General features: G+C 41.8%; 11 protein-coding genes. 6 read left to right on the top strand and 5 right to left on the bottom strand.

The genetic code is table 11. The annotated features are described in order from the left end of the window. Positions 1 to 13: 13 nt before the first annotated feature. Positions 14 to 1,273, top strand: a complete 1,260-nt coding sequence (locus OD355_RS06720; protein ID WP_263037689.1) for an ABC transporter permease — start codon at positions 14 to 16, stop codon at positions 1,271 to 1,273. A 5-nt stretch (positions 1,274 to 1,278) separates the two neighbouring features. After that, complete coding sequence (locus OD355_RS06715) at positions 1,279 to 1,950, top strand: ABC transporter ATP-binding protein (protein WP_263037688.1); 672 nt, start codon at positions 1,279 to 1,281, stop codon at positions 1,948 to 1,950. A 97-nt stretch (positions 1,951 to 2,047) separates the two neighbouring features. Here the strand turns inward: OD355_RS06715 and OD355_RS06710 are convergent, their stop codons facing one another. From OD355_RS06710 to OD355_RS06690, 5 genes are all read right to left on the bottom strand, one after another. Continuing rightward, positions 2,048 to 2,779: a shikimate dehydrogenase family protein gene (locus OD355_RS06710; protein WP_263037687.1), complete on the bottom strand. Its 732-nt coding sequence runs from the start codon at positions 2,777 to 2,779 to the stop codon at positions 2,048 to 2,050. Between the two features lie 7 nt (positions 2,780 to 2,786). Next, complete coding sequence (locus OD355_RS06705; RefSeq protein ID WP_263037686.1) at positions 2,787 to 3,548, bottom strand: phosphosulfolactate synthase; 762 nt, start codon at positions 3,546 to 3,548, stop codon at positions 2,787 to 2,789. Positions 3,549 to 3,628: 80 nt separating this feature from the next. After that, on the bottom strand, positions 3,629 to 5,071 hold the full coding sequence (locus OD355_RS06700; protein ID WP_263037685.1) for a tetratricopeptide repeat protein: 1,443 nt from the start codon (positions 5,069 to 5,071) through the stop codon (positions 3,629 to 3,631). A gap of 153 nt (positions 5,072 to 5,224) precedes the next feature. After that, positions 5,225 to 6,322, bottom strand: a complete 1,098-nt coding sequence (dprA, locus tag OD355_RS06695) for a DNA-processing protein DprA (RefSeq protein ID WP_263037684.1) — start codon at positions 6,320 to 6,322, stop codon at positions 5,225 to 5,227. A 46-nt stretch (positions 6,323 to 6,368) separates the two neighbouring features. Further along, positions 6,369 to 7,067 carry a TylF/MycF family methyltransferase gene (locus tag OD355_RS06690; RefSeq protein ID WP_263037683.1) on the bottom strand — a complete coding sequence of 233 codons (699 nt, stop codon included), beginning with the start codon at positions 7,065 to 7,067 and terminating at the stop codon, positions 6,369 to 6,371. A 210-nt stretch (positions 7,068 to 7,277) separates the two neighbouring features. Between OD355_RS06690 and OD355_RS06685 the strand changes: the two genes are divergently transcribed. The 4 genes from OD355_RS06685 to OD355_RS06670 are packed head-to-tail and all read left to right on the top strand — an operon-like array spanning position 7,278 to position 20,166. Further along, on the top strand, positions 7,278 to 13,808 hold the full coding sequence (locus OD355_RS06685) for a polyketide synthase (RefSeq protein ID WP_263037682.1): 6,531 nt from the start codon (positions 7,278 to 7,280) through the stop codon (positions 13,806 to 13,808). A gap of 36 nt (positions 13,809 to 13,844) precedes the next feature. Then, positions 13,845 to 17,825: a non-ribosomal peptide synthetase gene (locus tag OD355_RS06680; protein ID WP_263037681.1), complete on the top strand. Its 3,981-nt coding sequence runs from the start codon at positions 13,845 to 13,847 to the stop codon at positions 17,823 to 17,825. A 33-nt stretch (positions 17,826 to 17,858) separates the two neighbouring features. Continuing rightward, positions 17,859 to 19,244 (top strand): UDP-glucose dehydrogenase family protein, encoded by a 1,386-nt coding sequence (locus tag OD355_RS06675; RefSeq protein ID WP_263037680.1) that lies wholly within the window; start codon positions 17,859 to 17,861, stop codon positions 19,242 to 19,244. Further along, complete coding sequence (locus OD355_RS06670) at positions 19,186 to 20,166, top strand: UDP-glucuronic acid decarboxylase family protein (RefSeq protein WP_263037679.1); 981 nt, start codon at positions 19,186 to 19,188, stop codon at positions 20,164 to 20,166. Before OD355_RS06675 ends, OD355_RS06670 begins: the two co-directional genes overlap by 59 nt. Positions 20,167 to 20,174: the final 8 nt, after the last annotated feature.

Here is a 20,174-nt window from a genome sequence, read left to right as displayed (position 1 = left end):
AAAAAATATACACATGCAATTCCTGAAAGATAAAAGATTGGCTGCTTCTGTTGGGTGGACTTACCTCAAAGCAAGAAAGAGCCAAACGATAGTGGCTGTTGCCAGCATCGCATTCGGGATAATGATGTATGTATCCATGGTTGGCTTTATGACCGGGCTGAACGATTTTACCGGTAACCTGATCTTTAATACTTCCCCCCATGTACGCTTCTACAATACAACGGAGATTGCAACAACGAGTATTCTCGATAAGGCAAACGACAACATCAATATCATCTCGCATGCCAAGCCTAAATCTTCGCTGCTTAACCTGAAAGATGCCTCTGTAGCCATACGTCAGATGCAGGCTGATCCTGCTGTGCGTGTTGTATCTGGTGTGGTATCATTTCAATCCTTTTTTCATGTGGGCAAGAGCACTATCACCGCTACTATTAACGGCATTGATCCTGAAGCAGAAGATAAAATGTTTCACCTGAAAGAAAAAACCCTGACAGGCAATTATGACCAGATAAGCGCACCGGCTGATAATATTGTGCTCGGTCATTTCCTTGCACGTAAGCTGAATGTACAGGCTGGCGATAATGTAACAGTTACGACCAATGAAGGGCATAGCTTTAACCTGAAAGTTGCAGGCTTGATCAAAACAGGGCTAATGGCTATTGATGAGCAGCAAGCCTATATGAATATTGCCACTGCACAAAAAATGATGGGCGTGCCTTCTTCCTATATTACCGAGATAAAACTCAGCCTCCAAGAAAAGGAAGCAGCGCCGGTTGTAAAAGCAAAATACAGCAACCTGTTCACCTATCACGGTTCTGATTACCTGGAAGATAATGCGGTTCTTTTACAAGGCGAGGGGATGCGAAACATTATGTCTTATGCCATTTCTATAACCCTGCTGCTGGTAGCAGGCTTTGGGATCTATAATATTCTTACAATGATGATCTACGACAAAATGAAAGAGATTGCCATACTGAAGGCAACGGGCTTCTCAAATAAAGATGTAAAATGGATATTCCTTACCCTGGCGCTCACCATCGGCATCGTTGGTGCGATTGCCGGGTTGATATTTGGTTTCCTGATGGCTTTTGGCATTTCAAAAGTGCCTTATAAAGCAGATATGGTAGTGTCTATGGATCACCTGCCCGTTAGCTTTTCGCCGTCTTATTATATCACCGGTTTTCTTTTCGGTATCATCACCGCTGCACTTGCCAGTTATTTCCCATCGCGGAAAGCATCGAAGGTGGACCCCATTACCATTTTAAGAGGATAATCAATATGAATTTATTAGAAGTCAATAAAGTTTCCAAATGGTTTCGCGATCCTGTAGCATTGCAGGTGCTGAAAGAAATCAGCTTTACCATAAATAAAGGGGAGTTTGTGTGCCTGACCGGCAAGTCAGGATCAGGCAAATCAACTTTATTATATGTTCTTTCCTCGATGGATACCGATTTTACGGGAAGCGTAAAGATAAATGGCGAGGAACTGCATGGAAAAACAAATCAAAGGCTGGCTGCATTTCGCAATAACCACATTGGGTTTGTATTCCAGTTTCATTACCTGCTGCAGGATTTCACCTGCCTGAAAAATGTAATGCTGCCGGGACTAAAAAGGAAAAAATACGCAGCGGCGGAAGTAGAACAGCGTGCCTATGAGCTGCTGAAACTGCTCGGCGTGGAAGACCAGGCAAATAAAAGAGCTGCCCTGCTGAGCGGCGGTCAGCAGCAGCGAGTGGCTATCGCCCGTGCGCTAATCAACGAACCTGCTATCATCATGGGCGACGAGCCTACGGGCAACCTGGATTCGCAGAATACGGATATTGTCCTGGACCTGTTCAAAAAGATAGCAGCCGAAAACGGCCAGACTTTGCTTGTAGTAACGCATGATGATGATTTTGCCAACCGCGCCGACAGGATCATACACATTGAAGATGGTAAAATTGTAAGCTGATTTGCTCATTGAATGTTACCGGCAGCTTCGAGAACGGGTAAAAGCAATTCGGTTTATACCATGCAGGTGCTAAGGCGGCGGCCCTTTCTTTTAAAAATTATTCGTTCCAGATCTTCCAGTTTTCTTCTGCCTGGATGGTAAGCATCGGGTAGCCGTTTTGAATAGCTGCTCCTTTGGCCTTGCCCTGAGAGAGGAACCTGGTGAGGGGCGGATTGTACACCAGGTCAAATAAGTAATGGTCTGTAGTTAAATATTCATAGGGAATATCAGGCGCTGTATCAGTTTCGGGGTACGTTCCCAAGGGAGTAGCGTTGATAATAACGGTGTACATTTTTAGAATGTCTTTGTCTAATTCTTTGTAGGTAAAGTTGTCAGCTTCTTTAACCCGCGACACTTTTTTAAAAGCAATATTCAGTTTATTCAATACAAACATTACTGCAGCGGCTGCACCCCCGGAGCCGCCCAAGATCAGCGCTTTGGTGTGCTGCGGTTTAAGATGCGGCGTAAAAGAATGTTCAAAACCTGCCACATCTGTATTGTGGCCATACAGTTTGCCTTCTCTGATCTTTACACAATTGCATGCCTGCATCTGTTTTACTGCTTCTGTAGCAAAATGCAGGTAAGGAAGTATATTTTTTTTATGAGGAATGGTAATGCAAAACCCCTGCAATTCCCTGTCTTCAAGCATTGTTTTTACTTCATCGATGTGTTCTATCTGGTAATTGTTGAAAACACAATCCTGCAGGCCTTCGTCAATAAATTTCTGCTGAAAATATTTTTGAGAGAAAGAATGGGTCAGCGGGAAACCTACCAGGCCGTATTTCTTCATTATTTATTTATTTATCAAGGTACATATGAAAGGTATCGCCACGCAATCCTACACGCATAGATTCCAGCGCAATAATTTCTGAAGGGGCAATGTTTCCAAGGTTTACATTGCAATCCAGTAATTGTAAGAAGTAGAGTTGCTGGTTTTTCTGCGGAGCTTCCCAGATAATTTTTTCTTTAGGTATTTTAGTAAGTATCTCATTGACCAGGCCCTGCCTTACTTCACCGCTATCCCTGTACAGGCCTACGTTTCCGGCTTCTCTTGCCTCAGCTATCACGTAAGAAGCGCCTGCATCCAGTTCGCTTTGCATCAGCTCGATCCATTTGTAGGGAGGCATAATGTTGGCTGCATCTTTACTGCCCACTTCACTGAAAACTTTGCCGTATTTAGTAAGTTTTTCTATGTAGCCGCATTTCTCTGCATGGGGAATAACAATAGACCCGTCGCTCACTTCAACATGATCGATACCGTAATCTTTACACACCGCTATGTAATCATCAAACTGGTTGCGTATCAGGAATGCTTCAAACAAAGTGCCCCCAAAATATACAGGCATGCCGTAAGACTTATAAACTTCTATTTTTTCCCTTAGGTTGGGTGTAACTACAGAAGTGCCGAAACCTAATTTTACAACATCTACATACGGGCCGCAGATATTTAAAAAATTTTTTACTTCCTGTATGCTAAGGCCTTTGTCCATGACCATTGTGAGGCCGTATTCCCTGGGTTGTTCTGTTCTTTGAGGGATGTGCGAGAGATTGAAATTCATTACATTTTCTTTATTGTGCAAATGTAATAATGTTCACGTAAAAGATAAAAAAGTCTGGAAAATATCCGCTGCGGCATAGATCAATTTCTTTTCCTTGTATTTTTCTTGCTTACAGGATAGCGTGAAAGCAGTTCTATAATAGCGCTGTTCTGCAACAGCAGAGGATTGATGTCTACTATCTTTTTAAAAGCTTTAGGATCCTTGCTCAGCGCCATTTCCAGGCAGCAGGCTGCTTCTTTTTGTTTGCCCATAGCAAACAAGGCAAAAGCTTTGTAATACAGGAACAGGTGCTTGCCGTCAGTAAACTCAAACGCATTCTCAGACTGCACGATAGCTTCTTCCAGGTTGTTGGAAAAGTACAGGCTTCTGATCAGCGCTTCCCAGGCGCCAGCATTTTTAGGGCGGCTTTTTACAACTATGCCAAAGTGATGTATAGCATCAATGTAAGCGCCCAGCTGGAATTTGCATTCACCCATGGCCAGGTGCATTTCAGGAAAGATCTTTTTGGCGCCAATAGCATTCTCCATTGCTTTTTCAGCTTTGTGCCATTGCCGTTCATTCATATAGGTAAGCGCAATTTTATAGGAAAGCTTGGTGTCGTCAGGGTTCAGGTTCAGCGCTTCCACGTAGTGCATCCTGGCTTTGTCATAGTTCTCAAGTTTATGATAGCAATAGCCGATGGCTTCATGTATCACATCTTCAGAGCGGGAGAGTTCAAGCAATTTCTCTAAAACCTCTATAGCTTGCTTGTATTTGCGCAGGCGCATGTATGCATCGCCAAGGTTGCGGTATGCATAGTCAAACTTATCGTTGATGGCTATGGCATACAGGTATTTGTCAATTGCTTTTTCATACAGCTTCAGCCCCTGGTATGCTGCTGCCAGGTTAAACCATGCAATTTCATTGTATGGATATTGATCAATGATCTGTTCGTGTATGCGGATACTTTCTTCATTGCGCCCCAGGAATTCTGTCCAGAAGCAGATCTTGTATAAAGCTTCCTGGTTTTGCGGGTCAAGCTTCAATACCAGTTTCAGCGAATCGAAAACTTTATCAAACTCATCATAATCGTCGTACAGATCGGTGAGCTCCAGTAAAAGATCAATTGCCTCTTCACCTTCAAACATAGAGACAGCTTCATTAAAAGCAGCATTGGCTTTTTCAAAATCGCGCAATGCCAGGTAGGCATCAATTTTCAGGATGTATAAATTAATGTCGTTCCTGTTGTAGATCTCAGATAGCTCCAGTGTACGCAACGCTTTCAGGTATTTCTTTTCGGCTATTTCAAAGTCAGCTTTTTTTATAAGCAAGGCAGATGAAAAAGGAAAATAAGAAAGCCCGATGCCAATGGCTTCAACAGCATTGTCAACATTTTCATTATCGTCAAAATATTCTATTAAGTTCAGGTAATCTTCTTCTTCCAGATATTGCAAAGGCTCACCGTTCCGTATTTTTTCATAGCGTACAAGCAGCTCATCCATTGACGGGAAATAATTATCTTCAAAATCGAAATTATCCATCATACCACACCTCCTTTATTTTACATGCGGAAGATACAACTTAAAAATTAATCACCAAATCTCATGTAAAAAGTTCAGAAAAAAATAAAATTTTACAATATTTTACATTCGTTCTGCACCGAGAACCACAGTGTTTTAGTGTCCAAAAAGATTATTTTAAGCGAGCGCGTACATTTTGCCTGGCAGTGCTTTTATAATGTTTTGCAGTTCCAGCTGCAGCATGGTAGCGGCAAGCTTACTGGCGCTGAAACCCGAAGTAATGGCTATCTCGTCTATATGCGTCTGTTCTTTCTGTTTCAGGATGGATACGATCTTTTTCTCATCCTCCGACAGGTCGTAAAACAATTGCATCTGCTTTTTCGGCGTTTTACTTTGTTCATTCCAGCCCATCATAAACAAGAAGTCTTTGATTGAATGAAACAAAAAAGCTTTGTTGTTTTGTATGAGGTAATTGCAGCCCTCGCTTTTTTCATCACCCAGCCTGCCCGGTATGGCAAACACATCGCGGTTGTAGTTGTTGGCTATTTCGGCTGTGATCATGCTGCCGCCTTTTATAGCGGTTTCTACAACGATAGTGGCATCTGACATACCGGCAACTATACGGTTTCTTTTGGGGAAATTGTGTTTATCCGGCTTGGTATCGTGCAAAAGTTCAGTAAGCACGCCGCCATGTGTAATCATCTCTGCGGCGGTGGCTTTGTGGTTTGGCGGATAAATTGTTTTTAATCCATTGCCCATAACGCCCACTGTCGGCAGGCCGTTTTTCAAAGCCTCTTTGTGCGCAATGATGTCTATGCCTATGGCCAGCCCGCTCACTACCAGTATGTTCCGGCCTGCCAGTTCTTCAATAATTTTTTCGGTGGTTTCTTTCCCGTACGCAGTGTATGACCGCGTGCCTACTATACTGATCACCTTACTGTGGTTAAGGTCTGCATTGCCTTTGTAATACAGCATGGTGGGCGGATCATAACATTCGCGCAATCTTTGCGGGTAATTTTTATCTCCTATGAACAGTGGCTGTATCTTATATTTTTCAATAAAAGCGATCTCTTTGTCAACGGTTGTATAATCATCAAATTTTTTGATGGCATTGTAGTGTGTGGCGCCGAAGTTTTCTAAAGAAAGTATATCCTGTTTAGATGCAGCAAATACATTTTCAGCGCTGCCAAAATGTTCCACAAGGGCTTTTGCCCGCACCGATCCGATGTTAGGAGTAATGCTCAATGCTATCTGCGATATTAAATCCTGGCTCATACAGTAAAATTATATAAATATAATAAAACTGGTGAGATGCGCTACCTTATATCTTTTTAAAATACCCGTGCGAGGCTTGATTGGCATACAAAGAAATAACGCTCTCGGGTTTATCTGCAAAAAAATCATCACAGGCCAGTTTTACACCGGGATTGCAATCAATGCCGGGATCGTACAAATGCGCATCGTGGTAGTCCATTAGCATGCATATCCCTCCTTTGCTTAATCGGTTATATATATGTCTCAGGCAAAATAGCATGATTTGTTTATGCTCGTTCTTATCTCCTCCAAACCCACAATCAATATGAGCAAAGGCTATTTTTTCCGGCAGCTGATGCGGTATTGTTTTATTAAAATTGCCTTTATGGATAACAGGCAGCTCTAAATTGTTTTTCATAAAATTATCAATTAATTCCTGTTCTATATTTTTTTTATGGCCAAACTTTATTTCGAAGCTATCGTACAGGTGTAATGTTTTGGCAGATTTATGCATATTGCAGGTTTTCTTGAAAAAGATGCCGCATTGCCCTGTAAAGCTTCCAAGTTCTACTATTTCGCCTTCTATATTATTTTCTATTACACTTACTAATAAATGGTAGAAATTAATCCGATGTTCAATCGTACTCATTTCTACCATGGGATTCAATACGGGCGTTAACTGATGCCAGAAGCCCAGCCTGCGCAGCAGCTTGTTAATATAAGTGACTTGTTTTTTATGCCTGCTTTCTACAACATTATTCTGCATGACAAAGAAATTATGAAGAGGCGTGTGCATAGCTTCAGTTATTTATTGCCGGCTAAAGGTATATAGTTCTCTCCTGTACTACGGAAAGGGCTTGTCACTAATATTTGCGATAAGGAGCAGTTTTATTAAAATCTACTTTCGCATTGTCAACGGAAGAAGTTGCAGATCGCTGCCCGATTCGTTGATGCAACAATAAATAGTGAAATCATTATGGAAATGTACTGTGTTAATAGTTTTCTATACCAGTTTTCTCAAACTGTAAATATCTTCAAAGATAGCAAAGCTATAACTTTTAAGGACAAAAGTTATTCTTACGCAGAACTGGATGCAAAAGCAAATAGTATAAGCCATTCCCTGATTACCAAAAATATTAAAAAAGGCGATATTGTTGCGGTATACCTCGATCGCGGGCCTGAATTGATCTTTTCAATTATAGGGATATTGAAATGCGGTGCAGCCTATCTTCCCATTGACCCTTTTTACCCGGAAGAAAGGATTCAACTGATGCTGAAAGATGCTTCTGCAAAATTCCTGCTCACTTCCAAAGAACTGGAAGTGGCTTGTGCGTGCGGAGAGAAAATTTTAATAGAAGAAATATTACAGGAAAAATCTGAAATCGCCGGGAACCCGCATGTATCCATCGGTTCGGAAGACCTTGCATACGTAATTTATACATCAGGGTCCACGGGTATTCCAAAAGGTGTAATGGTAACCCATGGTAATATAGTACATTTCTTAAAAGGCATGCAAAGGGTTTTTCGCATCAATGCCTCGGATAAATTCTTATCAGTTTCAAGCATATCGTTTGATGCTTCCTGCTTTGATATTTTTCTTTCTTTATCGCGCGGAGCAGCGTTGATATTAACGGACAACGACACGGCAAAAGACGGAAAGCAGTTATTGCAAACTTTCGTTGAGAATAACGCTACCATTATGTTGGCAACGCCTGTTACTTACCAGCTAATGTTGCACGCAGGCTGGAAAGATAAGCTGCCAGCAACTATTATTTCTGCAGGTGAAGTATTGCCACAGAAGCTGGCCGCGGAGCTTTTACAAAGGTGTTCAGCTTTATACAATGTGTACGGCCCAACAGAGACCACAGTGATCTGTATTCTTACGCAGATCTTTTCAGCGGATGATATTACGATCGGCAAACCTGCCATTGACACACCGGTTTATATATTAAACGATAAAAAAGAAAAGCTTGAAGCAGGAGAAGTTGGGGAAATATACATTGGCGGCAAAGGTGTTTCAAAAGGTTATCTCCACAATGAGTCATTAACAGCCGAGAGATTCCTGCAAGATCCGTTTGCTAATGACAAAGATGCAAAAATGTATAAAAGCGGCGATCTGGGCAGATGGAGGAAAGATGGAAAAATTGATTATGCCGGGAGGATGGACAACCAGGTAAAGCTGCGCGGCTACAGGATTGAGTTAGGAGAGATAGAATATAGATTAATGCAAGATCAATACATCAGGCATGCGGTGGTTTTGACGGATGAAGCGGATGCGGACAATAAAAGGCTGGTTGCTTATGTTGTATTAAAAGATCAGGGCGACCGCGATAAACTTGAAACTATTAAAGCCGGTTTGAAAAAATCGCTGCCGGAATTCATGGTGCCTGATCAGTTTATTTTCATGACTATTTTCCCAATCAATCCAAACGGAAAAGTTGACAGGAAGAAACTATTATCGCTTTCAGCCAAACACAATATACGTAAGGATCTGTTTAAAAGGCCTGAGACTGAAATACAAAAAAATATTGCTTCTGCCTGGTCAGCAGTTTTAAAAACTGCGACTGTAGGTATAGATGATAACTTTTTCGAAAATGGCGGTAATTCTTTACTGGCCCAAAGGCTTGCCTCTTCTCTTCAGCAAGAATATTCATATGACCTCCCGGTCACAATAGTATATCAGTATCCTACGGTCTCTCAATTATCCGGTTACCTGCATGGAGAAAAAGGCAAACTCGCTAATTGTATGGCAAACAAAGAACCCGGTAAGAATAAAGACATAGCGGTTATAGGAATGGAATGCAATTTCCCCGGGGCCGGCTCTATCAGCGAGTTTTGGCATGTTTTAAAAAGCGGGAAAGAAACGGTTTCTTTTTTTGATAGTGACGAAATTGACAGCTCAGTTGATGAAAGCATAAAAAATGATCCGGCTTATATAAAAGCGCGCGGTATTCTCAAAGATGTTGATCAATTCGATGCTGATTTCTTTAATATAAATCCTAAGCTCGCTGAGCTGATGGATCCTCAGCAAAGAATATTCTTGGAAGTTTGTCGAAATTTGTTGGAGAAAACCGGGTATTTACAGCCGGCTAAAGAGGAGGTAACAGGTGTATTCGCCGGATGCGGCACCAATACTTATTTCCACAACAATGTGATTCATCACAAAGATAAAATTAACAAGGTAGGATACTTTAATGCGGCCTCTGTTTCAGATAAAGATTACATCGGTATGCGTATCTCGTATCACCTGAACCTCACCGGCCCTTCTGTGAATGTAAACTCTGCTTGCTCAACTTCCCTGCTTGCTATTGCACAGGCTGTAGAAAGCCTGAGAGCAGGACAATGCACGATCGCTATTGCAGGAGGAGTATCCATTCATGTGCCCGTACAGGTAGGCCATGTTTACGAAGACGGTTCTATATTCAGCGCTGACGGCCACTCCAGGCCGTTTGATAAGAACGCGGCCGGTACTGTTTTCAGCGATGGCGCAGGCGCTGTTCTGCTGAAACCATTGGCAGACGCTGAACGCGACGGGGATACAATTTACGCGGTTATTAAAGGGGTGGGTATCTGTAATGATGGTGGTAATAAGGGCAGCTTTATGGCGCCAAATGCAGAAGGGCAGGCGGCTGCTATTAAGATGGCTATGGAAAACGCACAGGTACATCCCTCGCAAATCAGCTATATTGAAACACATGGAACAGCTACGCCGATTGGCGATCCTATTGAGTTTGAAGGAATGAAGATGGCTTTTGGAGAACAACGCAAAACACAATACTGCGCTATCGGCTCTTTAAAAAGTAATGTAGGGCACCTTACTCATGCAGCAGGTGTAGCAGGTTTTATTAAAACAGCATTGGCTTTACATCATAAAAAAATTCCTGCTTCTATAAACTATTCAGCGCCTAACCCGGTAATTGATTTTTCGAAAAGTCCTTTTGTTGTTAATCATCAGCTCACTGAATGGAACTGTGATGGAGCCAGGATTGCAGGCGTAAGCTCCTTTGGCGTCGGCGGCACGAATGTGCATGTGATTCTGAAGGACTATAATAATACTGTCATCAAAAGTACAACGCTTAACCAACCGGCGATCATTAAATTTTCCGCTGCCAATGCAGACAGCCTACAACTGTATTTTGAAAAATTATTGCAATATGCTAAAGAGCATGTGCATGAGAAGATAGAAGATGTGGCATATACATTAAACATTGCACGCGATGATTTTCCTGTACGTTCCTATTTAGTTGCATCTGACATGAAAGATCTGGTAGTGCAACTGAGCCATAAAGAAAAATTGGTTTCACGCATTCACAAAATACACAGTAAAGACAGCAAGATCGTATTTATGTTCCCCGGTCAGGGCAGCCAGTACCTGAATATGGGCAAAGCATTGTATCATCAGCTGCCTGTTTTCAGAAATGCTGTTGATGAATGTGCCTACATTTTATTGGAAGAAACAGGTGAGGACATCAGAGACGTTATTTTTTCTCAAGAAGAAACGCAAGAGCAAAAAGAAAAACTCAAAAATACCAAGTATGCGCAAGCGGCTATTTTTACCATTTCCTACGCGCTTGCCCGGCAGTTTGTAAGTTGGGAGATAGAACCGAAAGCGCTGGTTGGCCATAGTGTCGGTGAATTTGTAGCTGCACATCTGGCCGGTGTTTTTTCTTTAAAAGATGTGTTGAAGATCATCTCCTGCCGCGGAAAAATAATCAGTGCACTCCCTGCAGGATTGATGTTGTCAGTAAGGGCGTCAGCAGAAAGTGTAAAAGATTTTTTGCCTGAACAGCTTTCCGTTGCTGCTGTCAACGCACCGCAATTATGTGTTCTTTCGGGCGATGCTGACCAGGTAAAATCTTTTGCAGAACAGCTAAGCCAAAGAAATATTGCCCATAATATTTTGCATACAAGTCATGCATTTCACTCCACTATGATGGCTCCAGCTGTGGATCCTCTTTTTGAGGTTGTACGCAGCATTACATTGTCCAAGCCTTACATACCGGTAGTTTCAACGGTTACAGGTACATGGCTAAAAGACGAAGAAGCTATGGATCCTGTGTATTGGGCAGCGCATGTGAGAAGCTGTGTAAACTTTTCAAAAGCTATACAAACACTTGAGGCAGAATGGCAACCGGTATATCTTGAACTTGGCCCGGGAACAACCGCAGCAACCTTGGCAAAGCAGCATGATCGGGATATTCGTGCAAGAGCGTTCAGCGCTCTGGATATGAACGATAATGCTGAAAATGAAATTGTAAGTGTTCAGTCAGCACTTGGTGAATTATGGTCTTCAGGTGTACATATCAACTGGCGGGCAGTATACCAACATACAAACTATAACCTGCTTCATGATGTGCCCACTTATGCTTTTAATAAAAAAAGACATTGGGTAGATCCGCCGAAGACTATATGCAACCAGGCTTCCAGGTCACCTGAAGGATTTAAGCAAATTTCTAAAAACAAACAAGTACCTCATGTAATCACTATGGAAAGGAAAGATATACTGATTGAAAAGATCAAAGAAATTTTCGAATCGGCGTCAGGAATAGATATTACTGATAACGATGTGCACAGTAGTTTTATGCAATTGGGGCTCGACTCCTTGTTGCTCACGCAAATTGCATCCTCCGTTAAGAAAGAGTTTCAACTGCCGGTAACTTTCCGCCAGCTTAATGAAAGCTACGACAGCATTGAAAAGCTCGCCGTTTATCTTGATGAAAATCTTTCGCCGTCAGCTTATCAGCAGGAAGTAAAAATAAATAGTGATAACGAGGGATCTATATCGCATCAAGCTCGTACGGAAAATACAGGCCCTTTAGAACTGATACAACAACAATTGCAGCAGCTCGCTCAACAGGTCTCATTATTAAGTGAGAAAAGCGCTCCCCAACCTCAGCCGGGTGAAACATCAATATCACCGGTTACTCAAGCAGAGCCGGCCGTGTATATTTCTCCTGAAGAGATAACTGAGCTGAAAAAACCTTTTGGTGCAACAGCGCGCATTGAAAAAACAATAACCGGTATTACCGCCCAGCAAAAAGAATATCTCACAAATTTTATTGAGCAATACAATAAAAAAACTGCCGGAAGTAAGGAATACACACAGTACTACAGAAGCTGTATGGCTGATCCGCGCGTGGTTTCAGGATTTAAGCCACTTACAAAAGAAATGATTTATTCAATTGTTATAAAAAAATCAGCCGGCGCATATTTATGGGATGTTGATGGTAATCAATACATTGATGCATTGAATGGCTTTGGCTCTAATTTTTTGGGTTACCAGTCACCCGTTTTAAAAAAAGCCCTGCTTTCCCAGGTAGAGAACGGTTATGAGATTGGCCCGCAACATGCTTTGGCCGGCAGTGTCTGCAAACTTGTTTGCGAGCTTACAGGCTTTAACAGAGCGGCTTTGTGCAATACGGGCTCAGAAGCGGTGTTGGGCGCTATGCGCATCGCACGAAGTATTACAAATAAAGCATTAATAGTTGCTTTTACCGGTTCTTATCATGGTATTAATGATGAAGTGCTGGTAAGAGGAACAAAGAAATTACAAACATTTGCGGCCGCGTCCGGCATATTGAACAGCAATGTGCAGAATATGCTGATACTTGATTACGGTACCGCAGCATCATTACAGATCATCAGGGAAAGAATCCATGAAATAGCCGGTGTTTTAGTGGAGCCGGTACAAAGCAGGCGTCCTGAATTTGTTCCGCTTGAATTTTTGAGGGCATTGCGAGCGTTGACACAAGCGAATGAAGTACCGCTGATTTTTGATGAGGTCATCACCGGCTTCAGGGCACACAATGGCGGCTTCCAGGCTATGTTTGGTATCCGGGCAGATATTGCTGTTTATGGAAAAGTGGTAGGCGGTGGTTTGCCTGTCGGCGTTATAGCCGGAGATAAAAAATACTTGGACGCATTGGATGGCGGTTACTGGCAGTACGAAGACGGTTCTGTTCCTGAAGTAGGCGTCACTTATTTTGCCGGCACATTTGTTCGCCATCCGCTGGCGCTTTCTACTGCGCTTGCTTCATTAAATTATTTAAAACAAACGGGTGGCAAATTGCAGGAAAGCCTTAATGTGAAAACCTCCGAATTGTCTATCAGGCTAAATACGATCTGTAAAAAATATGGAGTTCCTGTCTACGTTGTTCACTTCTCTTCTTTATGGAAAATTAAGTTCAGGGAAGAATATCCTTACAGTGAACTGTTGTTCTCTTCAATGCGGTTTAGAAATATTCATATCTGGGATGGCTTTCCCTGTTTCCTTACAACTGCACATACCGCACAGGATATAGATAAGATAATAACGGCATTTGAAGAAAGTATAAAAGAATTGTGCCATGCAGGATTTATACCTTATACGAAAAAGACCACAAAAAGTTTTATCAATATAGATCCCCCTGTTTCCGGTGCAAGGTTGGGTAAAGACAAGGAAGGCAACCCTGCCTGGTTTCTGCAAGATATATCAACAGGGAAGTACATGTTGATTGATGATGAATAGCATTCCGGAAATTATCAAAAATATTATTAGAATAAAATGTACACTTTGCAAAGATCAATAGACTATGATCCGTTCTGCGGCCCAGCAATAGAGAAAGTGGTGCCCACCACCGAACCTCAGCAGGAAATACTGGTTTCCTGCATACTTGGCGGAGAAGAAGCTAATCTGGCCTACAACGAATCTGTCTCCCTGCAATTAAAAGGGACAATCAATTTTACGTTTTTAAACGATGCTTTAAAAATGGTTGTGCAAAGGCATGAAGCGCTGCGAGCTTCGTTTAACGCAGACGGCACTAAAATGATAATTTATGAAAATGTAGCTATCCCTTTAAAATACTCCGATTTAGCCGGTCTCTCTGCCGATGAACAAAAAAATGTGATTGAAGCATATAGTAAACAGGAAGCCGCCACAGCCTTTGACCTGTTGAATGGCCCGCTGATAAAATTCGGTTTGTTTAAAACAAACAACTATGAAGGATTATTGCACATCAATGCACACCATGTAATTTGTGACGGATGGTCTATGGGTATTCTGCTGGAAGATATATGTGCCGTTTATAATGCTGCTTATGATAACGCGGCTATGCCTGCCCTGCCTTTGCAATTCAGCGATTACGCCGAAGCCTATAGTGCTTTCATGCAGTCGCAAGCGTATAATGAAATTGAAAATTACTGGATAAAAAAATACAAGAATAACCTCCCCGCATTTGAGCTGCCTGCTGACTTTCAGCGTGGTGCTGCACGATCATACAGCTGCAGAAGATATGATCACTCACTGGACGAGGCTGTCGCTTCGCAAATTAAAAAAGTGGCTGCAAAAAATAACAGCAGTTTGGTGAATACTTTAATGAGCGCTTTTGAAGTGCTGTTGTATAAATTGACCGGTCAATCCGATATTGTAATCGGTGTACCCGTGGCAGATCAGGCTGCTACGGACAATTTTAATTTGATAGGGCATTGTGTTAACCTGCTTCCCATCAGAAGCAATCCTGGCGGCTCCTTGCCATTTAATGTGTATCTAAAACAACGTAAATCGGAAGGATTGAATGATTATGATCATCAGCGTTTTACTTTCGGCACTTTATTAAAGAAAATAAATATTCAGAGAGACAGTTCCAGGATACCCTTGGTGCCATTAAGTTTCAACGTGGATATCGGGATGGATACCAACGTTTCATTCAAACAAATTGAACATAGTATAATTTACAACGAAAGGGTTTCCGAGTCATTTGAAATTTTCCTGAATGTAACCGGCAGCAAGGGCAGATACATATTCCAGTGGAACTATAATACCGCTTTGTTTAAAGAAGCAACTATAAAAAACTGGATGGAGAATTTCGTTGATCTGCTAAGGCAGATAGGTGAAAAAGACGATGCATTGATTGATGTGTATCAGCTATCCAATTGTAAGAAAAAAGCGGATGATACAGGTGTTAATTGTAAACAACTGCCTGATACAACCATAATTGAAATGTTTGAAGATGCTGCCGTAAAGTATCCTGAACATACGGCCCTGGAATTTATGGAACAAAGGATATCGTATCAACAATTAAACTATCTGGCGGATATATACGCTGCAATGCTTACAGACAAAGGTGTGCAACAAGGAGATATTATTGGTATTTTACTTGACAGGAGCAGTGAATTGGTTATTTCCTTATTAGCGGTTTTAAAATGTGGCGCAACTTATCTTCCGCTTGATCCTGCTTTCCCTGCCGAGCGCATTAAGTTTATGCTTGACGATGCCGATACAAAGTATATAATTGTCAATCAGAAATATGCTGAAAATTTCAGAACGAATTCCGTACAGGTAATTATAGAAGATCTGGCAATAGAGAACTATTTACCTGTTCAAAAAGCCACTCTACAAACACGTCAGGATGATCTGGCATATATCCTTTATACATCGGGGTCTACAGGAAAGCCAAAAGGTGTAATGATCACGCAGGAAAATCTTTTGAATTTTCTATTATCAATGCAAGAGATGTTCAGGCCGGATCCTGCAACGCGATTATTGTCTGTAACCACCGTTTCATTTGATATTTCCGGTCTCGAAATATTCTTGCCATTAATCAGCGGAAGTACACTCATCCTTGCAGATGCGGAAACTGTAAAAGACGGAGGTTTGTTAACAGATTGCCTCATCAATAAACGTATTAACCTGATGCAGGCAACTCCTTCAACCTATAAATTAATGATGGAAGCCGGATGGAATGAGCAATTGCCTGTAACAATTTTGTGCGGTGGAGAGGCTTTGCCAAAAGATCTGGCCCATAAATTATGCGATCGTTCTGCATCGGTATACAATATGTATGGGCCTACCGAAACTACTATTTGGTCAACAGTGGCTAAGATCAATAAAGCCGATGAAGTGGTATCAATAGGCCATCCTATTTTAAATACAAACATTTACCTCCTAAAAGGAGGTGAACTTGTTAAACCCGCAGAAGTAGGTGAGATCTGCATTGGCGGCGCCGGCGTTGCAGCCGGGTATTACAACAGGCCCCAGCTGACAGAAGAAAAATTTATAGACAATCCGTTTAGTAAGCAGGGAAAAATGTATAAGACAGGAGACCTGGGTAAATATACATCTTCTGGAGAACTGATCTGCCTGGGAAGAATAGATCAGCAGGCAAAGATCAGGGGACACAGGATAGAATTGGGCGAGATTGAACAACAGATACTGAACATACACCAAATCAAAGATGTTGCTGTCGTTGTTAAAAATCAGGGCGACGCGGAGCAATTAACAGCTTATATCATCAAACAGGATTTGGATACAACACCCGTAAGCAAGCGCCAGCTTATATCCTGGCGCAATACCCTGGGCAATTTTTTACCAGCTTACATGATCCCTGAAGAATGGATACCGCTGAGCGCATTTCCTTTAACTCCCAACAACAAAACTGATAGGAAGGCTTTGATAAATTATCAGCCTGAAACTATTGTAGATACAGGGTTAGAAACCTATAGTAATGATGATCTGATTGATGTGATAAAAAAAATATGGGCAGAAGAACTGCACGTAAACGATATAGATGAAGAGGATGATTTCTTCGCATTAGGCGGGCACTCCATGATAGCTGTTCGCGGAATGACAAAAATAAACAAGGAGACCGGCGTAAAGCTGCCTTTATCCGTACTTTTTGAAAACTCCACCATAAAATCTTTATCGAAAGTTATTAATGAAAAGAAAATTTCCCAAAATGAGAAGGTTGTTATTCCCATAAAAAAAGAAGGCAAGAAGAATCCGATTTTTTTAGTACATGCCGGCGGGTTGAATATTTTAATGTATAAATCGCTCAGTTATTTTTTAAGTGACGATCAGCCTTTGTACGGCCTGCAAGGCTTAGGGCTCGATGGAGACCTGACTCATTTGAAAAGTATTGAAACCATTGCTGCGCGGTATTTACAAGAGATATGCGAACATCAGCCACAGGGGCCGTATATCATTATGGGCTATTCTTTCGGAGGCATCATTGCTTATGAAATGGCCAGGCAATTGCTTGAGCAAAATAAAGAAATTCTTATGTTGGGCATACTGGATACTTATGCAAAAGACCACAACCGCACAAGCGGAAAGTTATCTGCATATTTTATCAAAAGTAAAAGACAATTCCGTAAAGCGCTATTTTTTGCCAAAACTTTTATTAAATATCCGCAGGCTACGCTAAAGTACCAGAAATATATTTTCACCCAAAAGATCAATAATAGAACACATACATCCGAAGATGATAAGGTGTATGACTACGGCGAAGAAGTAATAAAAGCCTATGATAAGGCGTATAATGATTATGTGATGCAGCCACTGAATATTGCAATTGATTTATTTAAAGTTGAAAAAAGAATTTATTACATAGACGATCCTGCGTACCTCGGGTGGAAGAAATTTGCGGCAGGAGGCGTGCGTGTGCACAACGTTCCGGGAGATCACAGAACATTTTTGCTTGCGCCGCACAACAGAGTATTGGCAAAAAAACTACAAGAAACAGTCAACCAGAGAATTACTAACCAATAAATTATAGCATACTAAACCAAACAAACCAATAAAATGAAGCTAACAATTATAGGCACAGGCTATGTGGGACTTGTAACGGGCATCTGCTTTGCCGAAACAGGCAACACGGTAACCTGCCTGGATATTAATATGGAAAAAATCTCGTTCCTGAAAAATGGCATCTGTCCCATTTATGAGCCAGGCCTTGAAAATCTTTTACACAGGAATATAAAAGAAGAGCGCATATTTTTTACAACAGACCTCAACAGTGCTGTGCGTGATGCCGATGTTATATTCCTTGCGCTGCCTACACCGCCGGGCGCCGACGGAGCTGCCGATCTGGCTCATATCATGTCTGTGGCAGCCAGCCTGTCCAATGTAATTACAGACTATAAGATAATCGTTAATAAAAGTACGGTTCCTGTGGGCACTGCAGAAAAGGTAATGAAAATCTTATCAAAAAAATTGCCCCGCGAATTGTTTGATGTAGTGTCCAACCCGGAATTTTTGCGCGAAGGCGTTGCCCTGGAAGATTTTCTTAAGCCAGACAGGGTAGTTATAGGCACCCATTCTGAGAAGGTAAAAGAAGTGATGACAAGCTTGTATCAGCCTTTCGTAAGGCAGGGCAACCCCATATATTTTATGGACATCCGCAGTGCAGAGATGACCAAGTACGCGGCAAATTCTTTTTTAGCGCTGAAAATATCTTTCATGAACGAAGTTGCTAACCTGTGCGAAAAAACGAATGCAAATGTGGATATGGTGCGCATTGGCATTGGCAGCGATGAAAGGATAGGCAAAAGATTTCTTTTTCCCGGCATCGGATATGGTGGCAGTTGTTTTCCCAAAGATGTGCTTGCATTGCATCAAACGGCAAAAGAGCATGCGTACGACTTTAAGCTGCTGAAGTCAGTGCTTGAAGTGAATAAGCAACAAAAATTATTGTTGTTCCATAAAGTATATGATCATTTTAATGGAAAATTAAAAGGACGCCGTCTGGCTATATGGGGATTGTCTTTTAAGCCGGAAACAGACGATATACGCGATGCGCCTTCAATAGACATTATTGAAAAATTACTGCAGGCAGGTGCAATCATAAGAGTATATGATCCTGAAGCTATGAAGAATTTGAGCGCACGTTTTGGCAATGTAATAGAGTATGCGGTAAATCAATATGGTGCGTTGGAAGATGCCGATGCACTCTTAATTATAACCGAGTGGAGCGAGTTTCGTAACCCTGACTTTGACAAAATATCTGCGCTGCTTCATTCTAAAACCATATTTGACGGCCGTAATATTTATGATTCAGATAAGATGGATGAGTTAGGGTTCCATTATGAAAGCATCGGCCGTAAAACAATCACTCATAAAAATAATATTCATGAAGAAGAAAGTACTGATAACAGGAGCCGCAGGTTTCTTAGGGTCGCATCTATGTGATAAATTTTTAACTAAAGGCTGGCAGGTAATTGGCATGGACAACCTGCTTACAGGGAAAATAAGAAATATTGAACACCTGCTTTCCCGACCCGATTTTATGTTTTACCATCATGATGTATCAACGTATGTGCATGTGCCGGGGCATATAGATTGCATATTACATTTTGCTTCACCCGCAAGCCCTGTCGATTATCTCAAAATGCCTATCCAGACATTAAAAGCCGGCGCCCTTGGCACACACAACCTGTTAGGCCTGGCGAAAACCAAAAAAGCAAAAATCCTGGTAGCATCTACAAGTGAAGTATATGGCGATCCGCTTGTGCATCCGCAAACAGAAAGCTATTGGGGCAACGTCAACCCGATCGGCCCGCGTGGTGTGTACGATGAAGCTAAAAGGTTTATGGAATCCATTACCATGGCCTACCATAATTTTCACGGGGTGGAAACGAGGATCGTGAGAATATTCAATACTTACGGGCCAAGGATGAGGCTTGATGACGGAAGAGCTCTGCCAACATTCATGAAGCAGATCTTAAATAATGAGGATATAACGGTATATGGTGACGGTTTGCAAACAAGGTCTTTTTGTTATGTAGATGATTTGGTTGAAGGCATTTATCGTTTGCTGCTTTCAGATTACCATTTGCCTGTCAACATCGGCAATCCCTGCGAGGTTTCACTGCTTGATTTTGCCAGGGAAATAATAAACATTACAGGTTCCGCTTCAAAAATTATGTATATGCCTTTGCCGCAGGATGACCCTAAACAAAGGAAGCCCGACATAACGCTGGCCAAAAAGCTGCTTGACTGGGAGCCTGAAACAGACAGAAGAGACGGGCTTATAAAAACATGGCAGTCCGTTCAGGAAGATTTTTTAATACCTGAAATAGCCATAAGCAAAGTTGCATACCAACCGGCATGATTATGTGG

It is taken from the genome of Haoranjiania flava (assembly GCF_025631005.1).
Taxonomy (GTDB): Bacteria; Bacteroidota; Bacteroidia; order Chitinophagales; family Chitinophagaceae; genus Haoranjiania; species Haoranjiania flava.
Note: the sequence above shows the minus strand (reverse complement) of the source record. Positions and strands in the feature narration are given on the sequence as shown.

Bases quoted from the DNA above. Each gene is read 5' to 3' on its own strand.
- OD355_RS06720 (WP_263037689.1), top strand. From the start codon at position 14: ATGCAATTCCTGAAAGATAAAAGATTGGCTGCTTCTGTTGGGTGGACT.
- OD355_RS06715 (WP_263037688.1), top strand. From the start codon at position 1,279: ATGAATTTATTAGAAGTCAATAAAGTTTCCAAATGGTTTCGCGATCCT.
- OD355_RS06710 (WP_263037687.1), bottom strand. From the start codon at position 2,779: ATGAAGAAATACGGCCTGGTAGGTTTCCCGCTGACCCATTCTTTCTCT.
- OD355_RS06705 (WP_263037686.1), bottom strand. From the start codon at position 3,548: ATGAATTTCAATCTCTCGCACATCCCTCAAAGAACAGAACAACCCAGG.
- OD355_RS06700 (WP_263037685.1), bottom strand. From the start codon at position 5,071: ATGATGGATAATTTCGATTTTGAAGATAATTATTTCCCGTCAATGGAT.
- dprA (WP_263037684.1), bottom strand. From the start codon at position 6,322: ATGAGCCAGGATTTAATATCGCAGATAGCATTGAGCATTACTCCTAAC.
- OD355_RS06690 (WP_263037683.1), bottom strand. From the start codon at position 7,067: ATGCAGAATAATGTTGTAGAAAGCAGGCATAAAAAACAAGTCACTTAT.
- OD355_RS06685 (WP_263037682.1), top strand. From the start codon at position 7,278: ATGGAAATGTACTGTGTTAATAGTTTTCTATACCAGTTTTCTCAAACT.
- OD355_RS06680 (WP_263037681.1), top strand. From the start codon at position 13,845: ATGTACACTTTGCAAAGATCAATAGACTATGATCCGTTCTGCGGCCCA.
- OD355_RS06675 (WP_263037680.1), top strand. From the start codon at position 17,859: ATGAAGCTAACAATTATAGGCACAGGCTATGTGGGACTTGTAACGGGC.
- OD355_RS06670 (WP_263037679.1), top strand. From the start codon at position 19,186: ATGAAGAAGAAAGTACTGATAACAGGAGCCGCAGGTTTCTTAGGGTCG.